Here is a 25,628-nt window from a genome sequence, read left to right as displayed (position 1 = left end):
CTTGTCAGGCTGGAATTTGGTTGAAGGGGATGCCTTTGTCGGGTCGGTGATCTTGTGGGAGTCCGAGGATTTTTTCGGCGATGGTGTTGAGGAGAGTTTCGTCGGAGCCGCCTGCGATGCGTCCGGTTGGTGCGTTGATCCAGCTTGCGGCCCAGTCTTCCTTTTGGGAGGCGTGGGGGTTGAAGTGGAGGCCGTTGGTGCCTTGAAGGTCGATGGCGAGTTCGGAGAGTTTCTGGCGCGATCGCACGGCGACGAGTTTGTTGAGGGATCCTTCGGGGCCGGGTGTCATGCCGGCCTGCATCATGGCCATTGCGCGTGCGGTGATCGACTGGAGGGCGCTGCGCATGGCGTAGTTGCGTGCGATCTGCTGGCGGATGCGGCCGTCCTCGATTGCGGGTCTGCCGTTGAGGTCGGTGTTCTTGGCGAGGCTTGTGAAGAGATCGAGGTGGGGTCCAAAGCCTGCGCTGTCGGTTGCGACATAGCGTTCGATCATCAGCGTTGCGATTGCGACCGCGAAGCCGCCGCCGACGGGCGACATGCGCTGATCGTCGCTGATCTTCACATCGTCGAAGAAGACCTCGTTGACGTGGCTGTCGCCGCCCACGAGCTTGATCGGGCGGACGGTGACGCCGGGGGCCTTCATGTCGACCCAGAAGTAGGTGAGGCCCTTGTGCTTGGGCACATTGGGATCGGTGCGCACGACGATGACGCCATAGTCGCTGTACTGGGCCCAGCTCGTCCACAGCTTCTGGCCGTTGATCTTCCAGCCATTGCCGTCGGGCTCGGCGCGCGTGCGCAGCCCGGCAAGGTCGGAGCCCCCCGATGGCTCGGAGAAGAGCTGGCACCAGATCTCCTCGCCCTGGAGCGCCTTGAGCACGCGTTCCTTCACCCAGGCCTTGTCCTGGCCGAACTGCATGAGGACGGGGATCGGCATGCCGAGCGAGATGCCGAAATAGAAGCTTGGAAAGCCATGCTTCATCTCCTCGGTATCGAAGGTGACCTTCTCGAGATGGCCCAGGCCCTGGCCGCCGAACTCTCTTGGCCAGTTGATCCCGGCATAGCCTGCATCGAACTTGGCCTTCTGGTAGCGGCGGGCCAGCGCGAGGTCTTCAGCCTCGGTGAGGCCCTCGCGCGCGGCCTTGCCATAAAGGGGGACCATCGCTTCGAGCCAGGCGGCGGCCCTGGCGCGAAAGGCTTCGAGGTCGCTCATGCCGCTTCTCCCGTCAGGCGGTCGACGAGAACGTCTTCCCAGAAGAATAAAGGACCCTGCTCGATCGCAAGGCTGCGCGCGCGGCGGGTGTGGAGGTGGAGGCCAAGCTCCCACGTCACCCCGATGCCGCCGTGGATCTGCACGCAGTCGCGCGAGGCGGTGTCATAGGCCTCGGTCGCCGAGATGCGCGCCGCGGCCGCTGCGGTGATGAAATCATCCTTGCCCTCGCGCGAGGCGGCATGAATGCCGTTGGCGCGCGCAAGCTCGACGAGCGCGTAAAGCTCGGCGATGCGGTGCTTGATCGACTGGAAGGCGCCGATCGGCTGGCCGAACGCCTTGCGGGTCACCGCATAGTCGCGCGCAATCTCCATCAAGGCTTCGGCGCCGCCCGTCTGCTCGTGCGCGGTGATCACCGCCTGGAGCGCCAGAATGTGAAGCGCCGCCTCGCGCGCCGCCTCGCCAGCCAGAAGCAGCTCGGCACGCGTCCCGGCAAAGGCAAGATCGGCGTAAAGACGGCTGTTGTCAAAGCTCGCAATCGCGCTGCGCTCGGCCTCTGCGAGATCGGCAATCGCGAGCACCGGGCCCTCCGGCCCTTGCGCAAAGACCAGCGCAACCTCGGCGGCAAGACCGCCCGCAACCCCGCTCACCCGGCCCTCGAGCCGGCCCGCCGCCAGCGTCAGCGAAGGCGCCGCGGGAAGGGCGTTCGCCCCCTCGGCAAAAGCCACCGCACCGATCGTGTCGCCGCGCGCAAGACCCGGAAGCCACGCCGCCTTCTGATCGTCCGATCCGTAAAGCGCAATCGCCTTGGCAACCCCAAAGCTCGCGGTCAGAAAGGGCGCCCCGCTCAGCGTCCGCCCCACCTGATGCGCAATCAGACCAAGCTCGACCAGCCCCAGATCGAGCCCCCCATACGCCTCCGGAAGCGCCAGCGCCGTCCAGCCCTGCTCCTTCGCCGTCCTCCAGAAACCCTCATGATAACGCCCAACGCCCTCAAGCAAGGACAGCATATCCTCCTTGCTCACTCGCGCCTCCAAAACACGACGCGACTCCGTCGCTATCGCCTCCTGTCCCTCATCGTACAATATCGACATGCGACTCCCGATTCCTCCGCCCTGGTGGCCGCCCATCATCCGTACGTTAACGTAAACGTCAAGTGGTTTGACGCTACGGATATGGACTGGCGGTCGGCGGCGTGAGCGTCGGTCAGTCCTGCTGCGCCTTCCAGTCGCGCTTGATCTTCTTGGCGAGGCTCCATTTATGGACCTCGGTCGGCCCGTCATAAATGCGAAAGGCGCGGACTTCGCGAAACACCTGCTCGACGATTGTCTTGTCGGTCACACCTGTGCCTCCCATCACCTGAACACAGCGATCGGCGATGCGCATCAACGCCTCCGATACCGCGACCTTCGCCATCGAACTTTCGGCGGTGCCGAGCGACCCGGTATCGAGCACGCTTGCGCACCAGTCGATCATCAACTCGGCCTGCTTGAGGTCGATCAGATTCTCCGCGAGCATGAAGCCCACACCCTCATGATCAACGAGCGGTTTGCCGAAAGCATGGCGGCGATTGGCATAATCGGTCGCAATCTCGTTGGCCCGGATGCACGCACCGAGCCAGCGCATGCAGTGTGACAGGCGGGCAGGGGAGAGACGGACCTGTGCATAGCGGAAGCCTTCGCCGGCCTCGCCGAGCATCTGGTCCGCAGGGACGCGCAGATTATCGATGGTCAGCGTCGCGTGGCCGCCCGGCATCGAGCTGTCGATCGTATTGGGTATATGATCGATGTGAATTGCAGGGTCAGGCAGGTCGACAAGGAACATGCACGCACCTTCCTCGGCCTTCGCCATGATGATTCCAACCCGCGCGCCTTCCGCCCCGGTGATAAAGGTCTTGCGCCCGCTTATGACCCAGTGATTGCCGTCGGGGCGGCATGTCGTCTGCATCATCGAGGGATCGGATCCTGCGCCGCCTTCGTCAGCGGGTTCTGTCATGAAGAACGCTGAGCGCACACGGCCCTCAATCATTGGTTTGAGGAAACGCTCCTTGAGCTCGGGGCTGCTCTCCTTGCCGAGCAAATACATATTGCCCTCGTCGGGCGCCATCGTGTTGCAGGCAAGCGGTCCGAGCGGGGAAAGACCGCTCTTGATTAGCACCACAGCGGTCTCGCGCTGATTGAGGTGGCTGCCGTCGTCAAGGATGTGCGGCGTCAGCACACCCGCAGCGCGCGCCTTTTCGCGCATTTCCATCACCAGCTCGTCGGTTGGCGCGCCATGATGGTCGCGGCGTGGGTCTTTTTCATACGGGATCACCGTTTCGCGGACGAACGCCTCGACCCGCACCGCGATCTCAAGCGCCCGGTCCGATATGCCCGTTCTTGTTGCCGACATTTCAATTCCCTTCGCTATCTAATCATTTTGCTATGAGCCGACGTTGACGTAAGCGTCAACTTAATTCAAGGGTGAAGTCAGCAATGCCGTAGCGGCAAGATCGGGAAGGGAGAACAACGCATGGCTTTCAAGACGCGGATCACGGAGATGCTTGGGATCGAACACCCGATCGTCCAGGGTGGCATGCAGAGCGTCGGCTATGCCGAACTGGCGAGCGCGGTGTCGAACGCGGGCGGCCTTGGCATTCTGACGGCACTCACTCAGCCGAGTCCTGAAGCGCTGCGCGACGAGATCGAAAAATGCCGGTCGATGACCGACAAGCCCTTCGGCGTGAACATGACAGTCTTTCCGACGATCAACGCGCCAGACTACAAGGCCTACGCCCAGGCGATCATCGATGGCGGGGTGAAGATTGTCGAAACCGCAGGCACCCAGGCGGTACGTGAGATTTGGGAGATGCTGAAGCCCCATGGCGTCACCATTCTCCACAAATGCACCGCGGTTCGCCACGCCCTGTCGGCCGAAAAGGCGGGGTGCGATATCATCTCGATCGACGGCTTCGAATGCGCAGGGCACCCGGGCGAGGATGATATCCCGGGGCTGATCCTCATTCCGGCCGCCGCGGACAAGGTGAAGATCCCGATGCTCGCCTCGGGCGGTTTTGGCGATGGCCGCGGGCTCGTTGCAGCGCTGTCGCTCGGCGCCGAGGGCATCAACATGGGCACCCGCTTTTGTGCGACCAGGGAAGCGCCGATCCACGACAATGTGAAGCAAGCCTATGTCGACAATGACGAGCGCGGGAGCTTCCTCATTTTCCGAAGCCTCAAGAACACCGCGCGCGTCGGCAAGAGTGCGGTGTCTGAAGAGGTGGTGCGCCGCCTGTCCGTCCCCGGCGCGACTTTTGCCGACGTCGCCGAGCTGGTGAACGGCAAGGCGGGCCGCGAACTCCTCGAAACCGGCGACCTGTCCAAGGGCGTCTTTTGGGCGGGCATGGTCCAGGGGCTGATCCACGACATCCCCAGCTGCCAGGAACTCATAGACCGGATCATCGGCGAGGCGGACGTCATCATTGACCAGCGCCTCGCCGGCTTCCGGCGATAAATCGAGGAAGGTTATGGTAAGGCCTGCCGGGTTTGAGGCAGCGACGTGCTGGCCCAATCAGCAGGCCCTTCTTCAATGGGGGAAATATTAAGCGCTGAGGCCATGAACATCTTCAGGTCAGCGGTCCAATCGGCAAAGATACGAGAGTGTCGGCTATCGCTTGGGCCGTCGCCGTTGCGGCGCTCGTGTCTCCACCAGAAAGCCCCATCCGCTTGGACACCATGTCGGCAAGGTAGAGGGCAGCTTCATCCATTGAGGAGCCGTGAGACATCATGCTGGGAGCGTGGAGCGGGTAACTATCATTGCCGTCGGCGCCGCCCTCAGAGCGTCCCGTTTTGCGCCAGTCGAATAGGACCCCAGGCCCATCCGATACTACGCAGGCGGGAGAATTATATCTTCGGATACAGGGTCATTCCCGCAGCATAGCCGAAAATGGAGGTCGCCCGTTTGCACGTTCGATTTCGGCCCTTTGCTTGCGGGATATGGCGCTCACCTAGCGGCCTTCACGCTCAGCGCGGCCCCGGGGGGCCACCCGGCGGTTGCCTGCAAGGCGCGCCGGTAGAATAATCGCCCGATGAGTGGCAATCACGGTCCAGGACCTCGTCCCCAGGCGGACAAGCCCCTGCGAGCACGCAAGGAAAAGCTTGGCATCCTCAAGGCGGGCGGACCGCCACGAGCCCTCGCCTCGGCCTACGGCAGCTATGCTGACATGTTCCGAAAGCTGCTGGGCGAGGAACGTTATCATTATATCGAATTCGACGTTGAACAGGGCGAATTGCCTCGGCACGCTGATCATTGCCCCGCCTATCTCATCACGGGTTCCGCGAGTGACGCCTATGGCGCGTCGCCCTGGATTTCCAACCTCAAGCGGTTCTTGAATGCAGCCAAGGGCAACGCAGCTTTCGTCGGAATCTGCTTCGGACACCAGGTCATGGCAGAAGCTTTCGGTGGAAAGGTCGCAAGGTCGCCCAAAGGGTGGGGCATGGGAAACCATCGCTACGTCATCGTGAGGCAACAGCCTTGGGCAGGCCGAACGACCGAAATCACCCTAACGGCGTCCCATCAGGATCAGGTGGTCGAACTGCCCCCGGCGTCGGAGGTGGTCGCGGGCAACGCGTTTTGCCCTCTTGGCTTTATCGCCTACCAGGACCAGCCCGCGATTTCGCTGCAATTGCATCCGGAATTCGAAACTAATTTTGCCATCGCGCTGGCCGAAGGCCGGCGTGGCCGGGGTATCCGGGACGAAGACATAGACCGTGCAATTTCCAGCCTGCGGTGCCCAAACGACCGCGAGCTGGTGGCAGGGTGGATCAATCAGTTTCTCATCCGTACAAGAACTAACGTACCGATGCCGCGCCGTGGCACGGCGTGCTGACGTTCGGTCTTCCGGGTGGATGGGCCCTTAAGATAAGCGCGAAAGCCCATTTGCAGCATCGGCCTGGCGAAGGCACGGCGGCGCGGATCAGTGCTTATCGCGGGAATTGCGGGAATCAACCGCGCGTGCCGCAAAAGGTGAGATCATCCTTATACTGCCGGAACGATGATTTATCCTGCTAGACGAAGGCGCTGAGCATCAGCATCAAGCTTGAGGACGCCAGCCCCGCATATGGCAACCAGCCCCAGCAAATAAACGCGCCCGCCGGCGCCGGTTCCTTCCGCTGCTTTATGACGATGAGCGCAAGGTTGATCGCCGCGAAGATCATCATCGTGCCTTGGGCTGCAAGGTCAGCAAGTCCTTCAAGTGGAACAGCCAACGTCAAGATGAGAATGGCAGCGATTGCATAGGCTGTCGCGACTATGGGTGTTCGGGCGGTCCTGTGCACCTGGGTCAAATGCTCGGGAAGATTGCCCTGTTTGGCCAAGCCATAGAGCACCCGGGCAATCATGATCATGTGCACGACGATTCCATTGAGCGTGGCAACGATCGCGATGAGACTCATGTAGACGAGGGGTTGGCCGGTGAGGCGCTGGAAGACCAGCGCCAGCGGGGCAGCTGCCTCCGCGAGTTCATCTGGCGGAACGGTGATCACCGAGATCCACACGACGAGCATGTAAAGCAGAGTCGTGACACCAAGCGTGATGAATAACGCACGGGGCAGAGTACGGCTCGGCTCCCTCAGTTCTTCGGCAATATTCACCAGGTGTTCAAAGCCTATGAAGGCAAAGACGGCAATTATGGTCGTGCTGCCGACTGCGACCCACGCGGCACCATCGAGAGCCGCGGGAACCATAGCGGGCAAGCGCGTGATAGCCTCGCTACCCTGCGCGAGGCCAGCCGCGACGACCAACGCCAAACCGCCCACTTCAATTAGAGTCATCACCCCGGCGAAGGCGACCGATTGGGTCGTCGCCAGGCAGGCTATGGCGCCCATCGAAAGAATTACACCGACAACGATCCAGGCAGAGGGTAGCGGGAGGAAAACCTTGAGATAGCCGACACTTCCTGCCGCAATTGTCGCAGCCGAAATCGCGGCTGAAGCGACTACGAGGAGTCCTATCGCGACAGTAAGCCAGCGACGACCGAACGCCGCGTCCACATATGCTGCTTCGCTCGCGCTTACCGGCATGCGGGTACCAAGTTCTGCGAACGAAGCCGCAGTCAGACCCATGGTTACAGCGGCGATCAAAAAGCCCAGTGGAGCGTGCATGCCGCTGCGGCCAGCAGCGATCCCGACCAGAACATATATGCCAGCCCCAATGGTGACCCCGACACCGTATAGCACGGCGTGAGTGAGGGTCAGACGTCTCATCAACCCTGGATTTGAGCTCGAACGATTTCCCACCATCAACTCCTGTAATGCGTTCGCATCAAGTGCAGCATTCCATACTCGCCCTGGCAGCGGAATCTAAGGCGGGGGGAATCGGTATAGGCATGAAATGCGGCGTGCGACATCCTGCTTGGGTGAAGCATCACGGCATGGATCCGCCACAACCTGCCGCCACCGATCGGCGCCGGACAAACTAGCCGCATTCGCCCGGTATGGCCATCCAAGATATCATTGGTATCAGGCGAAGCCCAAGGCGGATGGTGGGGTCGCCAGCAGGCTGGATTCCTGACGGTGTCGGCCCACCGAACTCGCCCAACATCTTCGATTACCGATCTTGAATTGTGACTAGGGGCGCGCGGCTGCAGACTCCAGGTTCGGACCGCCACGGGGATATTTGCTAGGACACTGCCCCCGCGATCAAGCGACCAATCCGGTTTATCCCACCTCAATGGCCCCGGGGACCCAGGGCGACTCACGCGGAATGAAAACCGTGCGAGGGTCCGTCCCGTTCACTTATTCTGTCAGAATATTATTGATCACTGCCTCGCAAAATCTGCAGGAAATGGCGGGAAGATGATGGTGAGCCCTGCTGGGTTCGAACCAGCGACCTACTGATTAAAAGTCAGTTGCTCTACCGACTGAGCTAAGGGCCCGTCGCATCGCCGCGGTCGGCGTGCGAAAGTGAGCCGCCGCCCTAGTGCGGTGCGGCGGCGTGGTCAACCGGCTTTGGGCGGCGAAGATGCGCGGCGAGCTGACGGACGCTGCGCGTCGCGATCGGGTGGCGCCAGCCCGGCGCGATGGCGGCGAGCGGGCCGAGAACGAAGGCGCGCTCTGTCATCGCCGGGTGCGGAATCGTGAGCGCGCCGTCACTCCACGCGCCTCCCGACCAGAGCAATATGTCGAGGTCGAGCGTGCGGGCGCTCCACCGCTGGCCGGTGCGACGGCCGAACGCGGCTTCGATGGCTTTCAGCCGCGCGAGCATTTCGGGCGGGCTGAGCGATGACGCCACCAGCACCGCCGCATTGGCGTAGCGCCGCCGTGACGGGCCGAGCGGCGCGGTCGCGATGATCGGGCTCGCGTCGACCGGTTCGATGTCGTCGGCCTCTATCGCTGCGAGCGCTGCCATGAGTACGCGTCGAGGATCTCCGAGCCGCGCATGGCGGCGATTTGATCCAAGCCCGATGGCGTAAAGGGCAAGCGGGTCGCTGCGAGTGGGCGTTGCGCCGGTCATGCTGCTGCGCCTATCGCAGCGGGATGGCGATTGCCAGCCCGCTTCCCGGTACCGAACCGCCACGCGATTGTCCGCGCTGCCCGCGGCTGGTGGCGCTGCGCAATGCGTGCCGGGCCGAGCATCCGGACTGGTGGAATGCGCCTGTCCCGGCCTTTGGTGATCCCCATGCCTGGCTTGCTATCGTGGGGCTCGCGCCCGGCAAGCATGGCGCCAACCGCACGGGAAGGCCCTTCACCGGCGATTATGCCGGCGATCTGTTGTTCGCGACGCTCACCGCTTTCGGTCTGAGCAAGGGTCAATATGAAGCACGCGTCGACGACGGAATGGCCCTCGACGGCGCTATCATGGTCAACAGCGTCAAATGCCTTCCCCCGCAGAATAAGCCGCTGCCGAGCGAGATCGCCGCATGCCGGACATTCTTCGAACCGCAACTCGCCGCCTTGCCCCAGGTTCGGGTAATCATCGCGCTGGGACGGATTGCGCATGATGCGGCGCTGCGAGCCGCCGGGTTGCGACTCGGGGCCTTTCGTTTCGCGCACGGGGCCGTGCATTGCCTTCCTGACGGGTGCCACCTCGTCGACAGCTATCATTGCTCACGCTACAACACGAACACGGGGCGGCTGACGCCCCAGATGTTGGCCGACGTCTTTCGCGCCGCACTCGCCCTCCGGGATCAGACGAGCGGGCCGAACTCCTCGACCAGCCCGCGATAGAGCGCGCGCTTGAAGGGGACGATCAGCCTTTCGATCTCGTCCAGTTCCGCCCAGCGCCAGGCGCGAAATTCCTGGTGCTCGGTGTGAATATTGACGTCGCTGTCCTCCCCCATGAAGCGCATCAGGAACCAGTACTGGCGCTGGCCGCGATATTGGCCGCCCCACATCTTGCCGACGAGATGGTCGGGCAGATCGTAAAAATATTCCTGACGGCTGCGCGCGATGATCTCGACCAGCCCGCCGTGCACGCCGGTTTCCTCGCCCAGCTCGCGGATCGCAGCCTCCTCCGCCTCTTCGCCGGGGTCGATGCCGCCCTGCGGCATCTGCCACGCCTCGCTCGTCGTATCGAGTCGCTGGCCGACGAAGACGCGCCCGTCGCGGTTTGCGAGCATCACTCCGGCGCAGGGGCGATAGGGAAGGTGGCTGTAGCCGTTCATGCGGTGGCTTCGGCGATCATAGTCTTGAGCACAGCCAGATTGCCCCTGACGTCGACGGCTGCGCTCGGGATGGCCTTGGTGAGGCAGATATAACCGTGAATGCTGCCCTTCGCCTCGCGATATGTGGTCGGCACCCCCGCCTCGATCAGCTTTGCGGCATAGGCGCGGCCCTGATCGCGCAGCGGGTCGAGACTCGCCGTTACGAGCAGCGTCGGCGGAAGGCCCTCGGCGGGGAAATCGATCGGCGCGGCGCGATAATCGTCGGGGTCGGCAGCATATTGGTCGCCAAACCATTTCATCCCGCCTTCGGTCAGCAGATGCCCTTCCTTGAAGTCGCGATAGCTCTGCCAGTCATAATGGGTGGTCACGGCGGGATAAATGGGGTGGATCGCGATCACCGCCTTCGACGCCGGCTTGTCGCGCAGCGTCAGCGCGGTCGCGATGGTCAGGTTCCCCCCGGCGCTGTCGCCCGAGAGGACGAGGCCGGTGCAGGGGATATTGTCGGCGACCCAGCGCGTCGCCGCCTCGCAATCCTCGGGCGCAGCGGGAAAGGGATGTTCGGGCGCGAGGCGATAATCGACCGCGATCACCGGCATGTCGAGCTGGCGCGCGGCTTCGGCGCAATAGGGATCGTGCGTCTCCAGATCGCCGATCACCCAGCCGCCGCCATGATAAAAGAGCATCACCGGTCCCGCTTCGCGGCCCGGACGATTATCATAGATGCGGACCGGAATATCACCCGCAGGTCCGGGAATCGTCCGGTCCTCGACATGCGCGATCTCCCCCCGCGGTGCGTCGGCAAGCTCTCCCATTGCGCGCATCATCGCGCGCCCGGCTTCGGGCGGCAGTTCCTCCATCTTTGGTCCCTCCTGCGCGTTGAGGAAGGCGAGAAAGGCCGCCACGTCGGGGCGCGTATAATGGGTGGTGCCGTCGGTCATCCTGTCGGGTCCCTCTCTTTTTTCGATCATCATTTTCGGATGCCAGCTATTCGTCATCGCCAGTCAAACTTCAATGGCGAAATGAAACTCACCGGGGGTCCGCGCTTTGCAGTGCACAATTTTTTCTGAATTGCGGCTTGCGGTCGAGGGGCCTAGGCCCATCTCGCAAACTGGCAAACTTGGTGAAGGCAGAAGACATAATGGCGACAGCGGTTGAGGACCTAGCCGACAAGCGGCAGTCCCCCCTTTCCGACGCGGTGGTGGTGCGGTTCGCCGGCGACTCCGGCGACGGGATGCAGTTGACGGGCGGCCAGTTCACCCTTTCCACCGCGCTCGCGGGCAACGACCTTGCGACCTTCCCCGATTTTCCCGCCGAAATCCGCGCCCCGCAGGGAACGCTCTTTGGCGTCTCGGCCTTCCAGATCAACTTCGGGTCGAGCGAGATCACGACCGCGGGCGATGCGCCCGACGTGCTCGTCGCGATGAACCCGGCAGCGCTCAAGACCAACGTCCCGTCATTGAAGCCCGGCGGGCTGATCATCGCCGACTCCGGAGAGTTCAATGACCGCAATCTCGCCAAGGCGAAATATGAGTCGAACCCGCTCGAGGATGGCAGTCTCGCGAAGTGGCAGCTGCTGAAACTCAACATCAGCCAGCTGACAATGGACGCAGTGAAGCCCTTCGGCCTCGGCAACAAGGAAGCGCTGCGCTGCAAGAATATGTGGACGCTGGGGCTTGCGCTCTGGATGTTCGACCGCGATCGCGCGCCGCTGATCGAATGGCTCAAGGCGAAGTTTGCGAAGGCGCCCGAACTCGCCGAAGCCAATATCGCCGCGCTCAACGCAGGCCATGCCTATGGCGAGACCGCCGAACTGGCGGGTCCACTCAAGCAGCATCATGTCGCGCCTGCGCCGGTCGCGCCAGGCCTCTACCGGACGCTGACGGGCGCCGAGGGCATCGCACTCGGCCTTGTCGCGGGGGCGCAGCTGGCGAAACTGCCTATGTTCTTCGGCGGCTATCCGATTACGCCGGCGTCGGCGATCCTCCATCATCTGTCGCGGCTCAAGGAATATGACGTCACGACTTTCCAGGCCGAGGATGAGATCGCCGCGATCTGCGCCGCGATCGGCGCAAGCTATGGCGGTTCGCTGGGCGTTACCAGCTCGTCGGGGCCCGGTATCGCGCTGAAGGGGGAGGCGATGGGTCTTGCGATCATGACCGAGCTCCCTCTCGTCATCGTCAATTCGCAGCGCGGCGGCCCCTCGACAGGCCTTCCCACCAAGACCGAGCAGTCGGACCTTTATCAGGCGGTCTATGGCCGCAACGGCGACGCGCCGATGCCCGTCATCGCAGCGCGCTCGCCGGGGGACGCCTTTGAATGTGCGATCGAGGCGTGCCGGATCGCTACGCAATATATGACCCCGGTGATGCTGCTGACCGACGGTTATATCGCCAATGCGGCCGAGCCGTGGGCAGTGCCCGATCTGACGGCCTATGAGGCTTTCCCGGTCGAGTTTCTGACCGAGGTTCCCGAAGGCGGTTTCAAACCCTACAGCCGCGACGAAAAGCTGGCGCGGCCTTGGGTCAAGCCCGGCACGCCCGGGCTGCTCCACCGGATCGGCGGCATCGAGAAGGAGGTCGATACAGGCCACCTCAACTACAACCCCGAAAACCATCAGGCGATGACCAATCTCCGCAAGGCGAAGGTCGACGGCATTCGCATTCCCGACCAGATCGTCGAGCTCGGCGCCGAGGGTGGCAATCTCGCGGTGGTAGGTTGGGGCTCGACCTTCGGTCCGATCCATCAGGCAGTGCGCCGTAAGCGCGCCGAGGGCCATGACGTCAGCCATATCCACATCCGTCACATCTGGCCGCTCCCCGGCAATCTGGGCGAACTGCTCAGGAGTTATGACAAGGTAATCGTCCCCGAGATGAACACGGGGCAGCTCAAGACGGTGCTGCGCGACCAGTATCTTGTCGATGCGAAGCCGCTCAACAAGGTGTCGGGGCAGCCCTTCCGCATCGCCGAAATCGAAGCCGCCATCGAGGAGGCGCTGGGCTGACGCGAAAGCGTTGTTGCCCCGAGAGGAACGACCATGAACGAGATGACCACCATCGCGAAGACGACCACGCTCAAGGACTGGGAAAGCGACCAGGAGGTCCGCTGGTGCCCCGGCTGCGGCGACTATGCGATCCTGAAGGCGGTGCAGCGCACCATGCCCGAAACCGGGACGCCGCCTGAAAAGACCGTGTTCATCAGCGGCATCGGCTGCTCGTCGCGCTTTCCCTATTATATGGAAACCTATGGCTTCCACACGATCCACGGCCGGGCGCCAGCGTTCGCCACGGGGCTGAAGCTCGCCAATCCGGAGCTCGACATCTGGATCGTCACCGGCGATGGCGACGGGCTTTCGATCGGCGGCAATCATACGATGCACCTCATCCGCCGCAATCTCGATTGCCAGATCATGCTGTTCAACAACGAGATCTACGGGCTGACCAAGGGGCAATATTCGCCGACCAGTCGCGTCGGCACCAACAGCCCCTCGACCCCCTATGGCTCGGTCGATCGTCCCGCGCAGCCCTGCGCCTTCGCGCTGGGCTCGGGCGCCCGCTTCGTCGCGCGGGGCTTCGACGTGTCGAAGGAATTGCCGAACGTCCTGAAGGCAGCGCACGCGCATAAGGGAACGGCGTTCGTCGAGATTTTTCAGAATTGCATCGTCTACAACAAGGATGTGTTCCAGGACTTCGCCGCGCCCAAGGGCGCCGAAGATCGTCAGCTCTGGCTGGTGAACGGCGAGCCGATGCTGTTCGCGAAGGGCACGAAGGGCATCGCGCTCGACAATGAGGCACTGACGCTGAAGGTCGTCGACGTCGCCGATGGCGACTGGAAGGCCGCGGGCGTGATCGTCCATGACGTCACCAACCGCAGCGTTGCGCACATGCTCGTCGAGATGCGGTTCGGCGAATTTCCGATGGCGCTCGGCGTCCTCTACGACGACCCGCGTCCGACCTTCGAGGCCGACGTCGTTCGCCAGAACCAGGCGGCGCGTGAAGGCAAGACTGCCGATCTGCAGGGGTTGCTCAAGAAGGGGCAGACGTGGACCGTCAAGGAAGGCGGACCCGAGCTCTGATCGCCAGGGGCTCCTGCCCGGGCTGGTAAGCGCACGCCGCGCACAAGTCGACATGGACGCCGACGTCTATCGTACCGCGTGACTTGCGACGCGACGGGGCATTTCCTGCGCCGAATACGCCAACCGGCGGCATGACGTCATGCCACAGGCGATTGTCAGGCCGCTGCATTTGCGGCACAAAGATGCAATGAACACGCATGTCAGTCCCCGCCGCGGCAAGGAATTGCTGCGTGCCGACCGGGTGTTTCGCTCGGGCGGCGGGCTGGCGTGGCTGATGGCGCACGCGCCGTCGGGCGTGTTCCACCGCATGCTCGACCGCATCGACCGCGGCCTCGATTATGGCACGCTGGAGGGCCATCTGCCCGACGGCAGCGTGCGGATTCTGGGCGCGCGGGATGAAGGGCCCACCGCCGTCGTCCATCTGCATAGCTGGGCCGCGCTGGCGCGACTCGCGCTAACGGGGTCCGTTGGGTGGTATCGCGCCTGGGAGCACGACGAATGGTCGTCGCCCGACCCCGTGCCGCTGTTCGACCTGTTCATGCGCAACGGCGAAGCGCTCGGCAGCGTCGGCCGCGCGCACGGACCGTGGCGCTGGGTGAATGGCTTGGTCCACGCCTTCAACCGCAACAGCCGCCGCGGGGCAAAGCGAAACATCCATGCTCATTATGATTTAGGCAATGATTTCTATCGCTTGTGGCTCGATTCCAAAATGAATTATTCGAGCGCGCTGTTCGCAAGCCCCGAAATGACGCTCGATGAGGCGCAGAATGCCAAGGTCGACGCGATCCTTGACCGGCTCGACCTTCGCTCGGGCAGCCGGTTGCTCGAGATCGGCTGCGGCTGGGGCGCCCTTGCCGAGCGCGCCGTCGAGCGGCACGACGTTCTTTACACGGGCATCACCTTGTCGCCTGCGCAGGCAGAGGTCGCTGCGACGCGTATTGCGGCGGTCGATCTTGTCGGCCGATCGAAGGTCGAGCTTTGCGACTATCGGGACGTGCAGGGACCGTTCGACGCGATAGCGAGCGTCGAGATGGTCGAGGCGGTCGGGCACGCCTATTGGCCCGCCTATCTCGACGCGATCGCCCGCTTGCTGCGCCCCGGCGGCAAGGCAGCGATCCAGTACATCATGATCAAGGACACGTTGTTCGAGGCCTATGCGGCGGGCAGCGACTTCATCCAGGCTTATATCTTCCCCGGCGGCTGCCTGATCTCCGAAAGCCGCTTCCGCGCGCTGGCGGAGGCGCGAGGACTGGCCTGGCGTGATGTGCGGCGCTTTGGCGAGGATTATGCCGAAACGCTGCGTCGGTGGCGCGAGCGCTTCGACGCCGTCGTCGCGTCGGGGCAGCTTCCCGCCGGGTTCGACGAGCGCTTTGTGCGACTGTGGCGCTATTACCTCCAATATTGCGAAGGCGGCTTCCGCGGCGGCGGTATCGACGTCGCCCAGGTAACACTCGAAAAGAATGTCTGAAAACAGGGGAGAGGAAGGTTGATGCGACGATATCTAGCGGCGGCGCTGCTCTGCGCCGCTGCGGTGGGCTATGGAACGCCCGCTGCAACCCAGGTCACCGATAATCTGCCAGAGGATCTGAATGTGCTGTTCTGGAGCCAGGATCAACGCGACGCCGCCTTTCGTACCATGGAAACCGTTCCCAAGGTCGTCGTCCACACGATCAAGGCGGGCGGGACCGCCTATCCGCTGCCCGATGGCCCTGCGCTCGACGTCGGCGTCGATGTCGACGCTTATATGGCGAAGCAGCGCAATGCTGGACTGATCATCGTTCAGGACGGGAAGGTCCGGCTCGAGAAATATGCGCTCGGCTATGGCGCCACGGGCCGCTGGACCAGCTTTTCGGTCGCAAAGAGCTTCACCTCGACCCTTGTCGGTGCGGCGGTGAAGGATGGCTATATCAAGAGCCTCGACGACAAGGTGACGGCCTATATTCCCGGTCTCAAGGGATCGGCCTATGACGATGTCAGCGTGCGCCAGCTGCTCACCATGACCTCCGGCGTCAAATGGAACGAGGATTATACCGATCCCAAGTCCGATGTCGCGCAGTTCAACCTCCAGAAGCCGGTTGCAGGCGAGGATATAACCGTCAGCTATATGAAGACCTTACCGCGCGAAGCGCCCGCAGGTTCAAAGTGGGTCTACAAGACCGGCGAAACCAATCTGATCGGCGTTCTGGTGTCGAGCGCGACGGGCAAGACGCTGTCCGACTATCTGTCGGAAAAGGTCTGGAAGCCCTTTGGCATGGAGCAGGACGCGGTGTGGATGCTCGGGCCGACGGGCCACGAGATCAGCGGCTGCTGCATGTCGGCCAGCCTGCGCGACTATGCGCGGTTCGGTCAGTTCATCCTCGGTGGCGGCGTTGCGGATGGTCAGAAAGTGTTGCCGGACGACTGGCTCGCCGCGGCAACCACCAAGCAGGCGGACATCGACATTCCGGGCCGCGGCTATGGCTATCAATGGTGGACCAACGACGATGGCAGCTTTGCCGCGCAGGGCATCTTTGGCCAGGGCATTTTCATCGACCCGAAGCGAAAGCTGGTGATCGCCTCGAACGGCAACTGGCCCGCAGCCACCGACCCCGAGGGCGTCGGCGCGGCGCGCGAGGCTTTTTACAGGGCGGTGCAGGCTGCGGTGGACCGCGAAGCCGACTGAGATTGCCTTATCTCGTCATCCCGGCACGCGCTGGGGTGACGGGCCCTTAACTCGCAGCGAGGCTCGTCGTGCGCTGCGCCGCCCAGGCGGCCGCGAGCGGGACAAGAACCCCGAGCGCCATCATCCAACCGGCATCGGCCAGGGTGACCGCGCGGTAGATGCCGGCGCCGATCACCGCGCCCGCGACGATCCAGCCCGGTCCGGCGCGGCCCGAGACGCGCATCGCGACCCATCCGCCGGCGAAGGCGCCCGCAAACCAGCCGATGACCAGCGCGACGGTGGCGCCCGCGGGGATCAATATCTCGCCGGTTGCCGGGTCATAGGCCTCGGGCGACACCTCGCCGCCCGCATATTGCGCGAGCAGGATGAGAGCGAAAGCGACGAGAATCCCGACGGCGGTTGCGATGATCGAACGGAGAAATGTGCTGGCCATGGCGATGCCTTTTGCAAAATGCGAACCAGCGGCTTCCTATACAGGGGAAAGCAAAGATCGCGTTAAGCGTCGGCCATCACCTTGGGCAGCGCGTGATAATCGGTGCTGTCGAAGCCGTCGATCATTAGTTTCGCAACGAACTCGCCGACTGCGGCGGGTTCCTTGATGCTCTGTGGATCCTCGCCCGGATAGGCGCGCGCGCGCATCTGGGTGCGGGTGCCGCCGGGATTGAGGATTGCGGTGCGAACGTTGGAGATATTGCGCATTTCGGCGCCGTAGCTGGTCACCAGCACCTCAAGCGCCGCTTTCGACGCTGCATAGGCGCCCCAATAGGCGCGGGGCTCGCGCGCAACGCCGGTCGACAGCGCGAGCAGGCGGCCGCTTGCCGCGCGACGGAGCAGCGGGTCGAAGTTGGCGATCAAGGCCTGCTGCGCGACCAGATTCAAGGTCAGCAGCTTGTTGAATTCCTTGCCATCAATCGCGCCCACGGGGGTCAGCGTGCCGAGCATTGCGGCGTTGAGGACGAGCATGTCGAGCTGTTGCCAGCGTTCGGCCATCGCACTCGCGAGGCGGGCGATGCTATCGCCGTCGGTCAAGTCGAGCGGCGCAATGGTCGCGCTACCGCCGGCGTTGTGAATGCGGTCCTCAAGCTCTTCGAGTCCTCCCGCAGTGCGCGCGGTAATGACGACGTGGGCACCGCGGGTCCCGAGCGAAAAGGCAATCGCTTCCCCTATACCGCGGCTCGCGCCGGTAACGAGCGCAACCTGGCCAGCAAGCTCTTGTGACGTTCTGCTCATTATTTCAGACAACTCGTTCAGCAAGCAACGAAAATTGATCCTCCAGCGCGTGCTCATCGAAATCTGTCAGCGTGGTCGGATAGTCGCCGGTAAAGCAGGCGTCGCAATATTGCGGGATATCGTCATTGCGCTTCACTTCGCCAAGCGCGCGATAGAGACCGTCAATGGTCAGGAAGGCGAGGCTGTCGGCGTTTATGAAATTCGCCATCTGGCCGATCGTCATCTGCGCCGCGAGCAGCTTGGCGCGTTCGGGCGTGTCGACGCCATAGAAGCAGCTATGTTGGGTCGGCGGGCTCGCGATGCGCATGTGCACCTCGGCCGCGCCCGCATCGCGCATCATCTGCACGATTTTCAGGCTGGTCGTCCCGCGCACGATCGAATCGTCGATCAGCACGATCCGCTTGCCCGTGATCAGCGCCTTGTTGGCATTGTGCTTCAACTTGACGCCGAGGTGCCGGACCTTGTCGCCCGGCTGGATGAAGGTACGCCCGACATAATGCGAGCGAATGATGCCAAGTTCAAAGGGAATGCCCGATTCCTGCGCATAACCGATCGCCGCCGGCGTGCCCGAGTCGGGGACGGGAATGACCAGATCGGCCTCGACGGGGTTCTCGCGCGCGAGTTCCGCGCCGATCGCCTTGCGTACCGAATAGACGCTCGTGCCGTCGACGATCGAATCCGGGCGCGAGAAATAGACATATTCGAAGATGCACGGGCGCGCGGGCCGATCCGCGAACGGATGGTGCGAGGTCAGTTCGCCGTCGCGGATGATGACGAGTTCGCCGGGTTCGACCGAGCGGACGAACTCTGCGCCGACGACATCAAGCGCCACCGTTTCTGAGGCGAGGATGAAGGCGTCGTTGAGCTTGCCGATGACAAGCGGACGGATGCCCAGCGGATCACGGCAGCCGATCATGCCCTCTGCGGTCAGGACGATCAGCGAATAGGCGCCCTCGACCTGCTTCAGTGCGTCAATGAAGCGGTCGAGCAAGGTGCGATAGCTCGAGGTTGCGACAAGGTGGATGATGACCTCGGTATCGCTGGTCGATTGGAAGATCGAACCGCGGCGAACGAGAATTTTCCGCAGCGCCGTCGCATTCGAGATATTGCCGTTGTGCGCGACGGCGAAACCACCGGTTGCAAGGTCGGCGAACAGCGGCTGGACATTGCGCAGCGCGGTCTCGCCGGTGGTTGAATAGCGGACATGGCCGATCGCGGATGCACCGCCGAGCTGACGCATGATGTCGTCACGGTCGAAATTGCCCGCGACATGACCCATTGCCCGATGCGAGTGAAACTCCCTGCCGTCAAAGGCGGTGATGCCAGCCGCTTCCTGTCCGCGATGCTGCAGTGCATGGAGGCCAAGGGCAACCACGGCGGCGGCGCTATCGGCGCCATGAATGCCAAAGACGCCGCACTCCTCGCGGAGTTTGTCGTCGTCGAAAGGATGGGTCGTCAGCATGATGATCCGGGGCGTTGGGGGCGGCAACTGGCGCGCATATAGGAGGGCCGAAGGCAAATGTCGCCCCCTTGTTTGGACTCTTTTCGCCAAGGGGCCTTTTCAGCCACCTTGTGGCTGTCCTAAAGCGCCTGCATGGCCGACCCGCGCGACACCACCGACCGCTTCCTGCCCCGCTTCGATGCCGCGGGGCTGGTAACCGCGATCGTCGTCGAGGCGGACACCCACGCACTGTTGATGGTCGCGCATATGAATGCAGAAGCAATCCGGCTGACGCGGGAAACCGGGCAGGCGCATTTCTGGTCGCGCTCGCGCGGCGCGCTGTGGCGCAAGGGCGAGACCTCCGGCAACGGATTGTCGATGGTGGAGATGCGTGTCGATTGCGATCAGGACGCGCTGTTTCTGGTCGTGCGACCCGCGGGCCCCGCTTGCCACACCGGGCGCCGTTCCTGCTTTTATCGCCGGGTGGAGGACGACGGGACCCTGACGTTCCTCGACGATGATGCGCAGGGCTAGCTGGCCGCTCCTTTTGAGCGCGCTGCTGCTGGCCGGCTGCAACCGGCCTCTGCCGGAGCAGCAGGACCGCTCCATCGACACAGGCAACCCGCTCGAAATCGCAGCGCGAGAGCGCGGCGTAATCCGGCGCGATGCGGCCGAGCCGACCGGGGTGTTCGAGCGCTCGCACGAGCTTGGCCGGGACGCGCTTTGCGTCGTTCCGGCCGGCACTGGGTCCTGGCGCTTTGCCGTCAGCGCGGCGTTCGGTGCGGGTCTTTCCTGCCGCGCGGCCGGGTCGGTGGCGCGCGAAGGGGAGGGCTGGCGTTTCACCTTCACGAGCGTCGAGGATTGCAGCATCGTGCTGCACGAAGAAGAGGATGAGTTGCGGCTGCCAGGCAAGCTTCCGTCGCAATGTGACAGCCTTTGTCCGGGTCGGACATCACTGGCGGGGCTTCGTTTGCCGCGCGCCAGTTGGTCGGCGGCCGATGCGAAACGCTTGCAGATGCGCGACCAAGAAGGCAATATGAGCCTGCCGTGCAGCGATTGAGCCTGCGGAGATCTCCTGATTCTGCGAGACTTGACGTTCACGTCAACGGAAACTAATTCTGTCACCATGACCGACGAATACGGCCACGCCCATATCGACACGCCGGACCATCTGGGACGTGAACAGTTCAGCATCACCGATTTGTCGACCGAATTCGGCGTGACGGCGCGCGCACTTCGTTTTTACGAGGATGAAGGGCTGATCAGCCCTTCGCGCAAGGGGCTGTCGCGCATCTATTCCAAGCGCGATCGCGCCCGCCTCGCCTGGATTCTTCGCGCCAAGCGCACCGGTTTCAGCCTCGCGGACATTCGCGAAATGATCGATCTTTACGACGTCGGCGATGGCCGCAAGCTGCAACGCCAGGTGACGATCGAAAAGTGCCAGGAACGGATTGCGCTCCTGCGTCGTCAGCGCGATGATATTGACAGTGCTGTAGATGAACTGTCACGCTTCATCGAAATGGTGAAGAAGGTCGACGCCGGCCAGAAGGCCGACTGAGCGCCTCCCAGGCAAGACCCGATCGCGCCCTGTAACCCGATTCCAGGAAGGATACCCCATGCCCGCCTATCGCGCTCCTGTGCAGGACACGCTTTTTCTGATCAACGATGTGCTTGGCATTGAGCGCTATGCGAGCCTGCCGGGCTTCGCCAACGCGACGCCCGACATGATCGAGGCGGTGCTGACCGAAGCGGGAAAATTCTGCGAGGAAGTGCTCTTCCCGATCAACTATTCGGGCGATCAGGAAGGCTGCACGCGGCACGAGGACGGCTCGGTGACGACGCCCAAGGGGTTCAAGGAAGCTTATAAGGCTTATTGCGATGCCGGCTGGACGCTGCTGACCCAGCCCGAGGAGTTCGGCGGGCAGGGACTCCCGCACGTGGTCGGCTTTCCGGTCGAGGAATATCGCATGGCGGCGAACCAGGCCTTCGCCATGTATCCCGGGCTGACGCAGGGTGCGATCGCGGCCATTCTCGCCAAGGGCTCGGAAGAGCAGAAACAGCTCTACGTCCCCAGGATGGTTTCGGGCGAATGGGGCGGCACGATGAACCTGACCGAGCCGCATTGCGGTACGGACCTCGGCCTCATCCGCACGCGGGCGGTGCCGAACGGCGACGGCAGCTATGCAGTGACGGGCACCAAGATCTTCATCTCTTCGGGCGAGCACGACCTCACCGACAACATCATCCACCTCGTTCTCGCGAAGACCCCCGACGCGCCCGACAGCGTCAAGGGCATTTCACTGTTTATCGTGCCCAAGTTCCTCGTGAACGACGACGGCTCGCTCGGCGAGCGCAACAGCCTTTCGTGCGGCTCGATCGAGCACAAGATGGGCATTCACGCCAACGCAACCTGCGTGATGAATTATGACGGTGCGAAAGGCTGGATGGTCGGCGAGGAGAATAAGGGCCTCGCGGCGATGTTCATCATGATGAACGCCGCGCGCCTCGGCGTCGGCATTCAGGGACTGGGGCAGGCCGATGTCGCGTTCCAGAACGCCGTCCAATATGCGCAGGACCGTCGCCAGGGCCGCGCGCTGACCGGGCCCAAGGACCCCCAGGAGAAAGCCGATCCCCTGTTCGTCCACCCCGATGTGCGCCGCATGCTGATGGACGGCAAGGCCCTGGTCGAGGGACTGCGCGCGCTCTGCCTCTGGGGTGCGCTCCAGGTCGACCTGTCTCATGCTGCCGAGAGCGAGGAGGAGCGGCAGCAGGCCGACGATCTCATCAGCCTGCTAACTCCGGTCATCAAGGGCTATGGCACCGACAAGGGCTATGAAGTCGCGACCAACGCGCAGCAGGTGTTCGGCGGTCACGGCTACATCGAGGAACAGGGCATGAGCCAATATGTCCGCGATGCGCGCATCACGATGATCTACGAGGGCGCGAACGGCGTGCAGGCGATGGACCTCGTCGGTCGCAAGCTCGCGCAGAACGGCGGGCGCGCGGTGCAGGCCTTTTTCACGATCGTCGACGCCGAATGCGCCGCCGCCCAGGACGGCCCGCTCGCCGATTTCGCGACGCGCCTCGAAAAGGCGAACGGCGAACTCAAGGCCGCGACGATGTGGTTCATGGCGAACGGCATGACCAATCCGAACAATGTCGGTGCGGGGGCGCACCATTACATGCACATCATGGGTATCGTCGCGCTGGGCCTGATGTGGCTGCGTATGGCCGAAGCCGCTCAGAAGGCGCTGGACGAGGGCCGGGGCGACAAGGGCTTCCTCGACGCCAAGCTCGTCACCGCGCGCTATTTCGGCGAGCGCTTCATGCCCGACGCGGGCGCGTTGCGGCGGAAGATCGAGGCCGGCAGCGAAGCGATGATGGCGCTTGCGCCCGCGCAATTTTTCGCGGCCTGACGGAGCCTTCACGCAACCTTCTTCGCTGCCGTGCGTGGCGTCGGCGATGAGCGAGGCCGATCCCACCCCCATCGTCGAAGCGGGGCGCAATTGCTGGCGGATCGAGCGCGCCACTAAGGCGCGCATGATCGTCGACGCGGCGGATTATTACGAACTGCTCGCGCGGCTGATGGCGGAGGCGAAGGAACGCATCCTGCTGATCGGCTGGGATTTTGATCCGCGCATTTCGCTGACTCCCGATGCCGATGGCAGCGGCGAGGCACTCGGCCATTACATGCTGCGCCTCGCCAAGAATTGTCCCGAGCGCGACATCGACATCCTGCGTTGGAATTTCGGGGGGTTGAAACATTTCGCGATCCCCAGCATCCTCACGATGATCGTGCGCTGGAAGGTCACGCGCTCGATCAGTTTCCGCCTCGACAGTGCGCATCCGGTGGGGTGTAGTCATCACCAGAAGGTCGCGGTGTTCGATGACCATCTTGCGGTGTGCGGCGGGATCGACGTGGGCGCGCGCCGCTGGGACACGCGCGAGCACCAGGATGACGACCCGCACCGTCTCGCGCCGAACGGCAAGCCCTATATGCCGTGGCACGATTCGACGATGATCCTCTCGGGGCCGGTCGGCGAAGCGCTTGCCGCTCTTGGTAACGAACGCTGGCAGCGCGCGACGAACAAACCGCTCCGCGACTTGCGCGGGGCTGGCGAGCGCTGGCCTGAGGATCTTGAGGCCGATTTTCGCGATGTCGAAGTGGCGATCTCGCGGACCCGCGCGGTATATGACGGCTACCCCGAAATCCGCGAGATCGAACAGCTCTATCTCGACCTCATTGCGGGTGCCAAGCGGTTCATCTATTTCGAGAATCAATATTTCACCTGCGGCAAGATCGCCGCCGCCATCGCTGAGCGTCTGAACCAGGACGATCCCCCGGAATTCGTCATGGTGATGCCGGAAACAGCCGACGGCTGGCTTGAACAGGTGGCGATGGACGCCGCGCGGGTGAAGCTGGTGCGCGAGATCTCCAAGGCGAAGCACGGCGACCGGCTGCGGGTCTATTATCCCCGGACCGCGCGCGGCGATCCCATCTATGTCCACGCCAAGACCGCGATCGTTGACGACCGGCTGATCCGCGTCGGATCGGCCAATCTGAACAATCGCTCGATGGGGCTCGACAGCGAGTGCGACGTCACGATCGACGCGGCGCTTTCGGCGAACCGTGGGATCGAACCGTCGATCGCGCGGCTACGTGAATCGTTGATTGCCGAACATCTGGGCGTGGAACCGGCAGAGGTCGCGCGCCACTTCGCACGCAGCGGGTCGCTGATCGAAACGATCGAGGTGCTTCGGGGTGAGGGACGCTCGCTCGAACTGCTCGACTTGGTTGCCCCCGGGCCGTTCGACGATTTCATCGCCGAGAATGAGCTGCTCGATCCAACGAGTCCCGACGTGATGTTCGAAAGCCTGACCGAGCGCGGCCTGAAGAAAAGCTGGCACCGCGGCACGGCGTGGATGAAACGCCGGCGGCCTTTTCGGCGGAAAGGCTGAATCCTCGATCCGTTCGTGTCGAGCGCAGTCGAGACACCCATAAACGTGGCGCCGTGACGATGGGCATCTCGACTTCGCTCGATGCGAACTGGAATGATGGCTTTGGGGGGTCAGTCCGCCAGCGACAGCAGATGCCGAGCCTGCTTGAGGTGCGGAGCGTCGACCATCTTGCCATCGACCTGCAGCACGCCCGCGCCCGGATTCGCCGCAAAGGCATCGACAATCGCCTGCGCGCGCGCGACCTCGTCGGCCGAGGGCGTGAAGGCCGCGTTGATCGGCGCGACCTGCGAGGGGTGGATCGCCATCATGCCCGTGAAGCCGTCGCGCCGCGCCCGCGCCGCATAGGCCGCGAGCCCCGCCTCGTCCTTGATTGCAGGGAATACCGTATCAATCGCGGCAACCCCTGCGGCGTGCCCCGCGAACAGCGTGAGCGCGCGCGCGACCCGATAGGGCTCGGTATAGCTGCCGTCGGCCTCGCGACTCGTCGCCGCACCGATCGCCGCCGGAAGGTCTTCGGCGCCCCACGTCAGGCCGACGAGCCGGTCCCTGACCTCGCGGTAGCTGCCGAGCGTGAAGATCGCCGATGGCGTTTCGGTCGCGATCGGCAGGATTGCGGGCAGCGACGCATCGGAGGCGGATTCACTGCGCAATATCGTGTCGAGCTGCGCGATGCTCGACGCCCCTTCGGCCTTGGGCAACATGATCGCGTCGGGCCGGGCGCCTATGACGGCGGTGACGTCGGCGGCGGTCATATGCCCGTCGAGCGGATTGACGCGCACCAGCGTCACCACTTCGCGGGTGCCGGCGAGATAATCGGCAATGGCTTCACGCGCCGCCTGCTTGTTCGCGGGCGAAACCGAATCCTCAAGGTCGAGGATGATCGCGTCGGCACCAGACGCCGCCGCCTTGGCAAAGCGTTCGGGCCGGTCGCCGGGGACGAAGAGAAGCGAGCGGAGGCGCATCAGGCGTCCTTCTTCTTGATCAGTGCCGATCGTTCGCACTGGCAAACGACCTCGTCGCGCTGGTTGATGCAGCGGTGCAGGAAGGTCACGATACCCGCATTTGGACGCGATTTCGATTCCTTGAGGCCGATCACCTCGCTCGTCGCGCGCAGCGTGTCGCCGATGAACACCGGCTTCGGCATGATGAGCTTGTCGTAACCGAGGTTGGCAACGAGCGTGCCGAGCGTCGTGTCGCCGACGGACAACCCGACCATCAGGCTGAAGGTGAAGGTACCGTTGACGAGGATCTGCCCGAACTCCGACGCCTTCGCCGCCTCGATGTCGAGGTGCAGCGGCTGCGGATTATGCGTCATCGTCGTGAACAGCAGATTGTCTGTTTCGGTGACGGTGCGCCTTATGTCATGCGTCAGCGTATCGCCGATCGTCCATTCGTCAAAAAATTTGCCTGCCATCG

General features: G+C 63.3%; 24 protein-coding genes and 1 tRNA gene. 12 read left to right on the top strand and 13 right to left on the bottom strand.

What is annotated here, in order from left to right; all coding sequences use genetic code 11:
- Nucleotides 1-4 precede the first annotated feature (4 nt).
- From LH20_RS12440 to LH20_RS12430, 3 genes are all read right to left on the bottom strand, one after another.
- A complete protein-coding gene (locus LH20_RS12440; RefSeq protein ID WP_053553820.1) occupies nucleotides 5-1,210 on the bottom strand; it encodes an acyl-CoA dehydrogenase family protein in 1,206 nt (401 codons plus the stop codon).
- Entirely contained in the window at nucleotides 1,207-2,301 is a 1,095-nt protein-coding gene (locus LH20_RS12435) for an acyl-CoA dehydrogenase family protein (RefSeq protein WP_053554467.1), read from the bottom strand. The genes LH20_RS12440 and LH20_RS12435 overlap by 4 nt, the downstream gene beginning before the upstream one ends.
- Nucleotides 2,302-2,413: 112 nt before the next feature.
- Nucleotides 2,414-3,598, bottom strand: coding sequence for an acyl-CoA dehydrogenase family protein (locus LH20_RS12430; RefSeq protein ID WP_053554466.1), 1,185 nt, complete (start codon nucleotides 3,596-3,598; stop codon nucleotides 2,414-2,416).
- Nucleotides 3,599-3,718: 120 nt separating this feature from the next.
- Between LH20_RS12430 and LH20_RS12425 the strand changes: the two genes are divergently transcribed.
- Together LH20_RS12425 and LH20_RS12420 are read left to right on the top strand one after the other, a co-directional pair.
- Nucleotides 3,719-4,699, top strand: coding sequence for an NAD(P)H-dependent flavin oxidoreductase (locus LH20_RS12425; RefSeq protein WP_053554465.1), 981 nt, complete (start codon nucleotides 3,719-3,721; stop codon nucleotides 4,697-4,699).
- Between the two features lie 709 nt (nucleotides 4,700-5,408).
- Nucleotides 5,409-6,074: a glutamine amidotransferase-related protein gene (locus tag LH20_RS12420; protein ID WP_200905371.1), complete on the top strand. Its 666-nt coding sequence runs from the start codon at nucleotides 5,409-5,411 to the stop codon at nucleotides 6,072-6,074.
- A 178-nt stretch (nucleotides 6,075-6,252) separates the two neighbouring features.
- Here LH20_RS12420 and LH20_RS12415 read toward each other — a convergent pair whose 3' ends face one another.
- From LH20_RS12415 to folK, 3 genes are all read right to left on the bottom strand, one after another.
- Nucleotides 6,253-7,449 (bottom strand): APC family permease, encoded by a 1,197-nt coding sequence (locus LH20_RS12415; RefSeq protein WP_200905370.1) that lies wholly within the window; start codon nucleotides 7,447-7,449, stop codon nucleotides 6,253-6,255.
- 595 nt (nucleotides 7,450-8,044) lie between these two features.
- A tRNA-Lys gene (locus LH20_RS12410) sits at nucleotides 8,045-8,120 on the bottom strand.
- A 41-nt stretch (nucleotides 8,121-8,161) separates the two neighbouring features.
- Nucleotides 8,162-8,698 (bottom strand): 2-amino-4-hydroxy-6-hydroxymethyldihydropteridine diphosphokinase, encoded by a 537-nt coding sequence (gene folK / locus LH20_RS12405; RefSeq protein WP_053554463.1) that lies wholly within the window; start codon nucleotides 8,696-8,698, stop codon nucleotides 8,162-8,164.
- A gap of 23 nt (nucleotides 8,699-8,721) precedes the next feature.
- Here folK and LH20_RS12400 point away from each other — a divergent pair, with 23 nt between their 5' ends.
- Nucleotides 8,722-9,411 (top strand): uracil-DNA glycosylase, encoded by a 690-nt coding sequence (locus LH20_RS12400; RefSeq protein ID WP_053554462.1) that lies wholly within the window; start codon nucleotides 8,722-8,724, stop codon nucleotides 9,409-9,411.
- On the opposite strand, the gene LH20_RS12395 is transcribed toward LH20_RS12400, so the two are convergent.
- Nucleotides 9,372-9,848 carry an RNA pyrophosphohydrolase gene (locus tag LH20_RS12395; RefSeq protein ID WP_053554461.1) on the bottom strand — a complete coding sequence of 159 codons (477 nt, stop codon included), beginning with the start codon at nucleotides 9,846-9,848 and terminating at the stop codon, nucleotides 9,372-9,374. The two genes, LH20_RS12400 and LH20_RS12395, sit on opposite strands and share 40 nt — an antisense overlap.
- The gene (locus LH20_RS12390) at nucleotides 9,845-10,786 is read right to left on the bottom strand and encodes an alpha/beta hydrolase (RefSeq protein ID WP_053556272.1); all 942 of its coding nucleotides are present in this window, start codon (nucleotides 10,784-10,786) and stop codon (nucleotides 9,845-9,847) included. Before LH20_RS12390 ends, LH20_RS12395 begins: the two co-directional genes overlap by 4 nt.
- A 200-nt stretch (nucleotides 10,787-10,986) precedes the next feature.
- Between LH20_RS12390 and LH20_RS12385 the strand changes: the two genes are divergently transcribed.
- The 4 genes from LH20_RS12385 (at nucleotide 10,987) to LH20_RS12370 (ending at nucleotide 16,582) form a co-directional block, all read left to right on the top strand.
- Nucleotides 10,987-12,849 (top strand): 2-oxoacid:acceptor oxidoreductase subunit alpha, encoded by a 1,863-nt coding sequence (locus LH20_RS12385; protein WP_053554460.1) that lies wholly within the window; start codon nucleotides 10,987-10,989, stop codon nucleotides 12,847-12,849.
- 33 nt (nucleotides 12,850-12,882) lie between these two features.
- Complete coding sequence (locus LH20_RS12380) at nucleotides 12,883-13,920, top strand: 2-oxoacid:ferredoxin oxidoreductase subunit beta (RefSeq protein ID WP_053554459.1); 1,038 nt, start codon at nucleotides 12,883-12,885, stop codon at nucleotides 13,918-13,920.
- 187 nt (nucleotides 13,921-14,107) lie between these two features.
- Nucleotides 14,108-15,388, top strand: a complete 1,281-nt coding sequence (locus LH20_RS12375; protein ID WP_053554458.1) for an SAM-dependent methyltransferase — start codon at nucleotides 14,108-14,110, stop codon at nucleotides 15,386-15,388.
- A 21-nt stretch (nucleotides 15,389-15,409) separates the two neighbouring features.
- Nucleotides 15,410-16,582 (top strand): serine hydrolase domain-containing protein, encoded by a 1,173-nt coding sequence (locus LH20_RS12370; protein ID WP_053554457.1) that lies wholly within the window; start codon nucleotides 15,410-15,412, stop codon nucleotides 16,580-16,582.
- Between the two features lie 46 nt (nucleotides 16,583-16,628).
- Here LH20_RS12370 and LH20_RS12365 read toward each other — a convergent pair whose 3' ends face one another.
- The 3 genes from LH20_RS12365 to purF form a co-directional block, all read right to left on the bottom strand.
- Nucleotides 16,629-17,015 carry a hypothetical protein gene (locus tag LH20_RS12365; protein ID WP_053554456.1) on the bottom strand — a complete coding sequence of 129 codons (387 nt, stop codon included), beginning with the start codon at nucleotides 17,013-17,015 and terminating at the stop codon, nucleotides 16,629-16,631.
- A 62-nt stretch (nucleotides 17,016-17,077) separates the two neighbouring features.
- A complete protein-coding gene (locus tag LH20_RS12360; protein ID WP_053554455.1) occupies nucleotides 17,078-17,812 on the bottom strand; it encodes an SDR family NAD(P)-dependent oxidoreductase in 735 nt (244 codons plus the stop codon).
- A gap of 4 nt (nucleotides 17,813-17,816) precedes the next feature.
- Nucleotides 17,817-19,274 (bottom strand): amidophosphoribosyltransferase, encoded by a 1,458-nt coding sequence (gene purF / locus LH20_RS12355; RefSeq protein WP_053554454.1) that lies wholly within the window; start codon nucleotides 19,272-19,274, stop codon nucleotides 17,817-17,819.
- Between the two features lie 132 nt (nucleotides 19,275-19,406).
- On the opposite strand from purF, the gene hisI reads away from it, so the two are divergent.
- From hisI to LH20_RS12330, 5 genes are all read left to right on the top strand, one after another.
- Nucleotides 19,407-19,787, top strand: a complete 381-nt coding sequence (gene hisI / locus LH20_RS12350; protein WP_053554453.1) for a phosphoribosyl-AMP cyclohydrolase — start codon at nucleotides 19,407-19,409, stop codon at nucleotides 19,785-19,787.
- A gap of 13 nt (nucleotides 19,788-19,800) precedes the next feature.
- Nucleotides 19,801-20,313, top strand: a complete 513-nt coding sequence (locus LH20_RS12345; protein ID WP_235526967.1) for a hypothetical protein — start codon at nucleotides 19,801-19,803, stop codon at nucleotides 20,311-20,313.
- A gap of 66 nt (nucleotides 20,314-20,379) precedes the next feature.
- Nucleotides 20,380-20,811 (top strand): MerR family transcriptional regulator, encoded by a 432-nt coding sequence (locus tag LH20_RS12340; RefSeq protein ID WP_053554452.1) that lies wholly within the window; start codon nucleotides 20,380-20,382, stop codon nucleotides 20,809-20,811.
- Nucleotides 20,812-20,869: 58 nt separating this feature from the next.
- The gene (locus LH20_RS12335; protein WP_053554451.1) at nucleotides 20,870-22,669 is read left to right on the top strand and encodes an acyl-CoA dehydrogenase C-terminal domain-containing protein; all 1,800 of its coding nucleotides are present in this window, start codon (nucleotides 20,870-20,872) and stop codon (nucleotides 22,667-22,669) included.
- 46 nt (nucleotides 22,670-22,715) lie between these two features.
- Entirely contained in the window at nucleotides 22,716-24,212 is a 1,497-nt protein-coding gene (locus LH20_RS12330) for a phospholipase D-like domain-containing protein (protein ID WP_053554450.1), read from the top strand.
- 110 nt (nucleotides 24,213-24,322) lie between these two features.
- On the opposite strand, the gene LH20_RS12325 is transcribed toward LH20_RS12330, so the two are convergent.
- Both LH20_RS12325 and LH20_RS12320 read right to left on the bottom strand, forming a co-directional pair.
- On the bottom strand, nucleotides 24,323-25,174 hold the full coding sequence (locus tag LH20_RS12325; RefSeq protein WP_053554449.1) for an HpcH/HpaI aldolase/citrate lyase family protein: 852 nt from the start codon (nucleotides 25,172-25,174) through the stop codon (nucleotides 24,323-24,325).
- Nucleotides 25,174-25,626, bottom strand: coding sequence for a MaoC family dehydratase (locus LH20_RS12320; RefSeq protein WP_053554448.1), 453 nt, complete (start codon nucleotides 25,624-25,626; stop codon nucleotides 25,174-25,176). The genes LH20_RS12325 and LH20_RS12320 overlap by 1 nt, the downstream gene beginning before the upstream one ends.
- Between the last annotated feature and the right edge of the window lie 2 nt (nucleotides 25,627-25,628).

The sequence above is a fragment of the Sphingopyxis sp. 113P3 genome (genome assembly GCF_001278035.1).
Taxonomy (GTDB): Bacteria; Pseudomonadota; Alphaproteobacteria; order Sphingomonadales; family Sphingomonadaceae; genus Sphingopyxis.
This window is presented reverse-complemented; position numbering and strand designations above follow the sequence as displayed.

What these genes read in the sequence shown, in the direction of transcription:
- LH20_RS12440 (WP_053553820.1), bottom strand. Translation starts at nt 1,210, where the DNA reads ATGAGCGACCTCGAAGCCTTTCGCGCCAGGGCCGCCGCCTGGCTCGAA.
- LH20_RS12435 (WP_053554467.1), bottom strand. Translation starts at nt 2,301, where the DNA reads ATGTCGATATTGTACGATGAGGGACAGGAGGCGATAGCGACGGAGTCG.
- LH20_RS12430 (WP_053554466.1), bottom strand. Translation starts at nt 3,598, where the DNA reads ATGTCGGCAACAAGAACGGGCATATCGGACCGGGCGCTTGAGATCGCG.
- LH20_RS12425 (WP_053554465.1), top strand. Translation starts at nt 3,719, where the DNA reads ATGGCTTTCAAGACGCGGATCACGGAGATGCTTGGGATCGAACACCCG.
- LH20_RS12420 (WP_200905371.1), top strand. Translation starts at nt 5,409, where the DNA reads ATGTTCCGAAAGCTGCTGGGCGAGGAACGTTATCATTATATCGAATTC.
- LH20_RS12415 (WP_200905370.1), bottom strand. Translation starts at nt 7,449, where the DNA reads ATGAGACGTCTGACCCTCACTCACGCCGTGCTATACGGTGTCGGGGTC.
- folK (WP_053554463.1), bottom strand. Translation starts at nt 8,698, where the DNA reads ATGACCGGCGCAACGCCCACTCGCAGCGACCCGCTTGCCCTTTACGCC.
- LH20_RS12400 (WP_053554462.1), top strand. Translation starts at nt 8,722, where the DNA reads ATGGCGATTGCCAGCCCGCTTCCCGGTACCGAACCGCCACGCGATTGT.
- LH20_RS12395 (WP_053554461.1), bottom strand. Translation starts at nt 9,848, where the DNA reads ATGAACGGCTACAGCCACCTTCCCTATCGCCCCTGCGCCGGAGTGATG.
- LH20_RS12390 (WP_053556272.1), bottom strand. Translation starts at nt 10,786, where the DNA reads ATGACCGACGGCACCACCCATTATACGCGCCCCGACGTGGCGGCCTTT.
- LH20_RS12385 (WP_053554460.1), top strand. Translation starts at nt 10,987, where the DNA reads ATGGCGACAGCGGTTGAGGACCTAGCCGACAAGCGGCAGTCCCCCCTT.
- LH20_RS12380 (WP_053554459.1), top strand. Translation starts at nt 12,883, where the DNA reads ATGAACGAGATGACCACCATCGCGAAGACGACCACGCTCAAGGACTGG.
- LH20_RS12375 (WP_053554458.1), top strand. Translation starts at nt 14,108, where the DNA reads ATGAACACGCATGTCAGTCCCCGCCGCGGCAAGGAATTGCTGCGTGCC.
- LH20_RS12370 (WP_053554457.1), top strand. Translation starts at nt 15,410, where the DNA reads ATGCGACGATATCTAGCGGCGGCGCTGCTCTGCGCCGCTGCGGTGGGC.
- LH20_RS12365 (WP_053554456.1), bottom strand. Translation starts at nt 17,015, where the DNA reads ATGGCCAGCACATTTCTCCGTTCGATCATCGCAACCGCCGTCGGGATT.
- LH20_RS12360 (WP_053554455.1), bottom strand. Translation starts at nt 17,812, where the DNA reads ATGAGCAGAACGTCACAAGAGCTTGCTGGCCAGGTTGCGCTCGTTACC.
- purF (WP_053554454.1), bottom strand. Translation starts at nt 19,274, where the DNA reads ATGCTGACGACCCATCCTTTCGACGACGACAAACTCCGCGAGGAGTGC.
- hisI (WP_053554453.1), top strand. Translation starts at nt 19,407, where the DNA reads ATGGCCGACCCGCGCGACACCACCGACCGCTTCCTGCCCCGCTTCGAT.
- LH20_RS12340 (WP_053554452.1), top strand. Translation starts at nt 20,380, where the DNA reads ATGACCGACGAATACGGCCACGCCCATATCGACACGCCGGACCATCTG.
- LH20_RS12335 (WP_053554451.1), top strand. Translation starts at nt 20,870, where the DNA reads ATGCCCGCCTATCGCGCTCCTGTGCAGGACACGCTTTTTCTGATCAAC.
- LH20_RS12330 (WP_053554450.1), top strand. Translation starts at nt 22,716, where the DNA reads ATGAGCGAGGCCGATCCCACCCCCATCGTCGAAGCGGGGCGCAATTGC.
- LH20_RS12325 (WP_053554449.1), bottom strand. Translation starts at nt 25,174, where the DNA reads ATGCGCCTCCGCTCGCTTCTCTTCGTCCCCGGCGACCGGCCCGAACGC.
- LH20_RS12320 (WP_053554448.1), bottom strand. Translation starts at nt 25,626, where the DNA reads ATGGCAGGCAAATTTTTTGACGAATGGACGATCGGCGATACGCTGACG.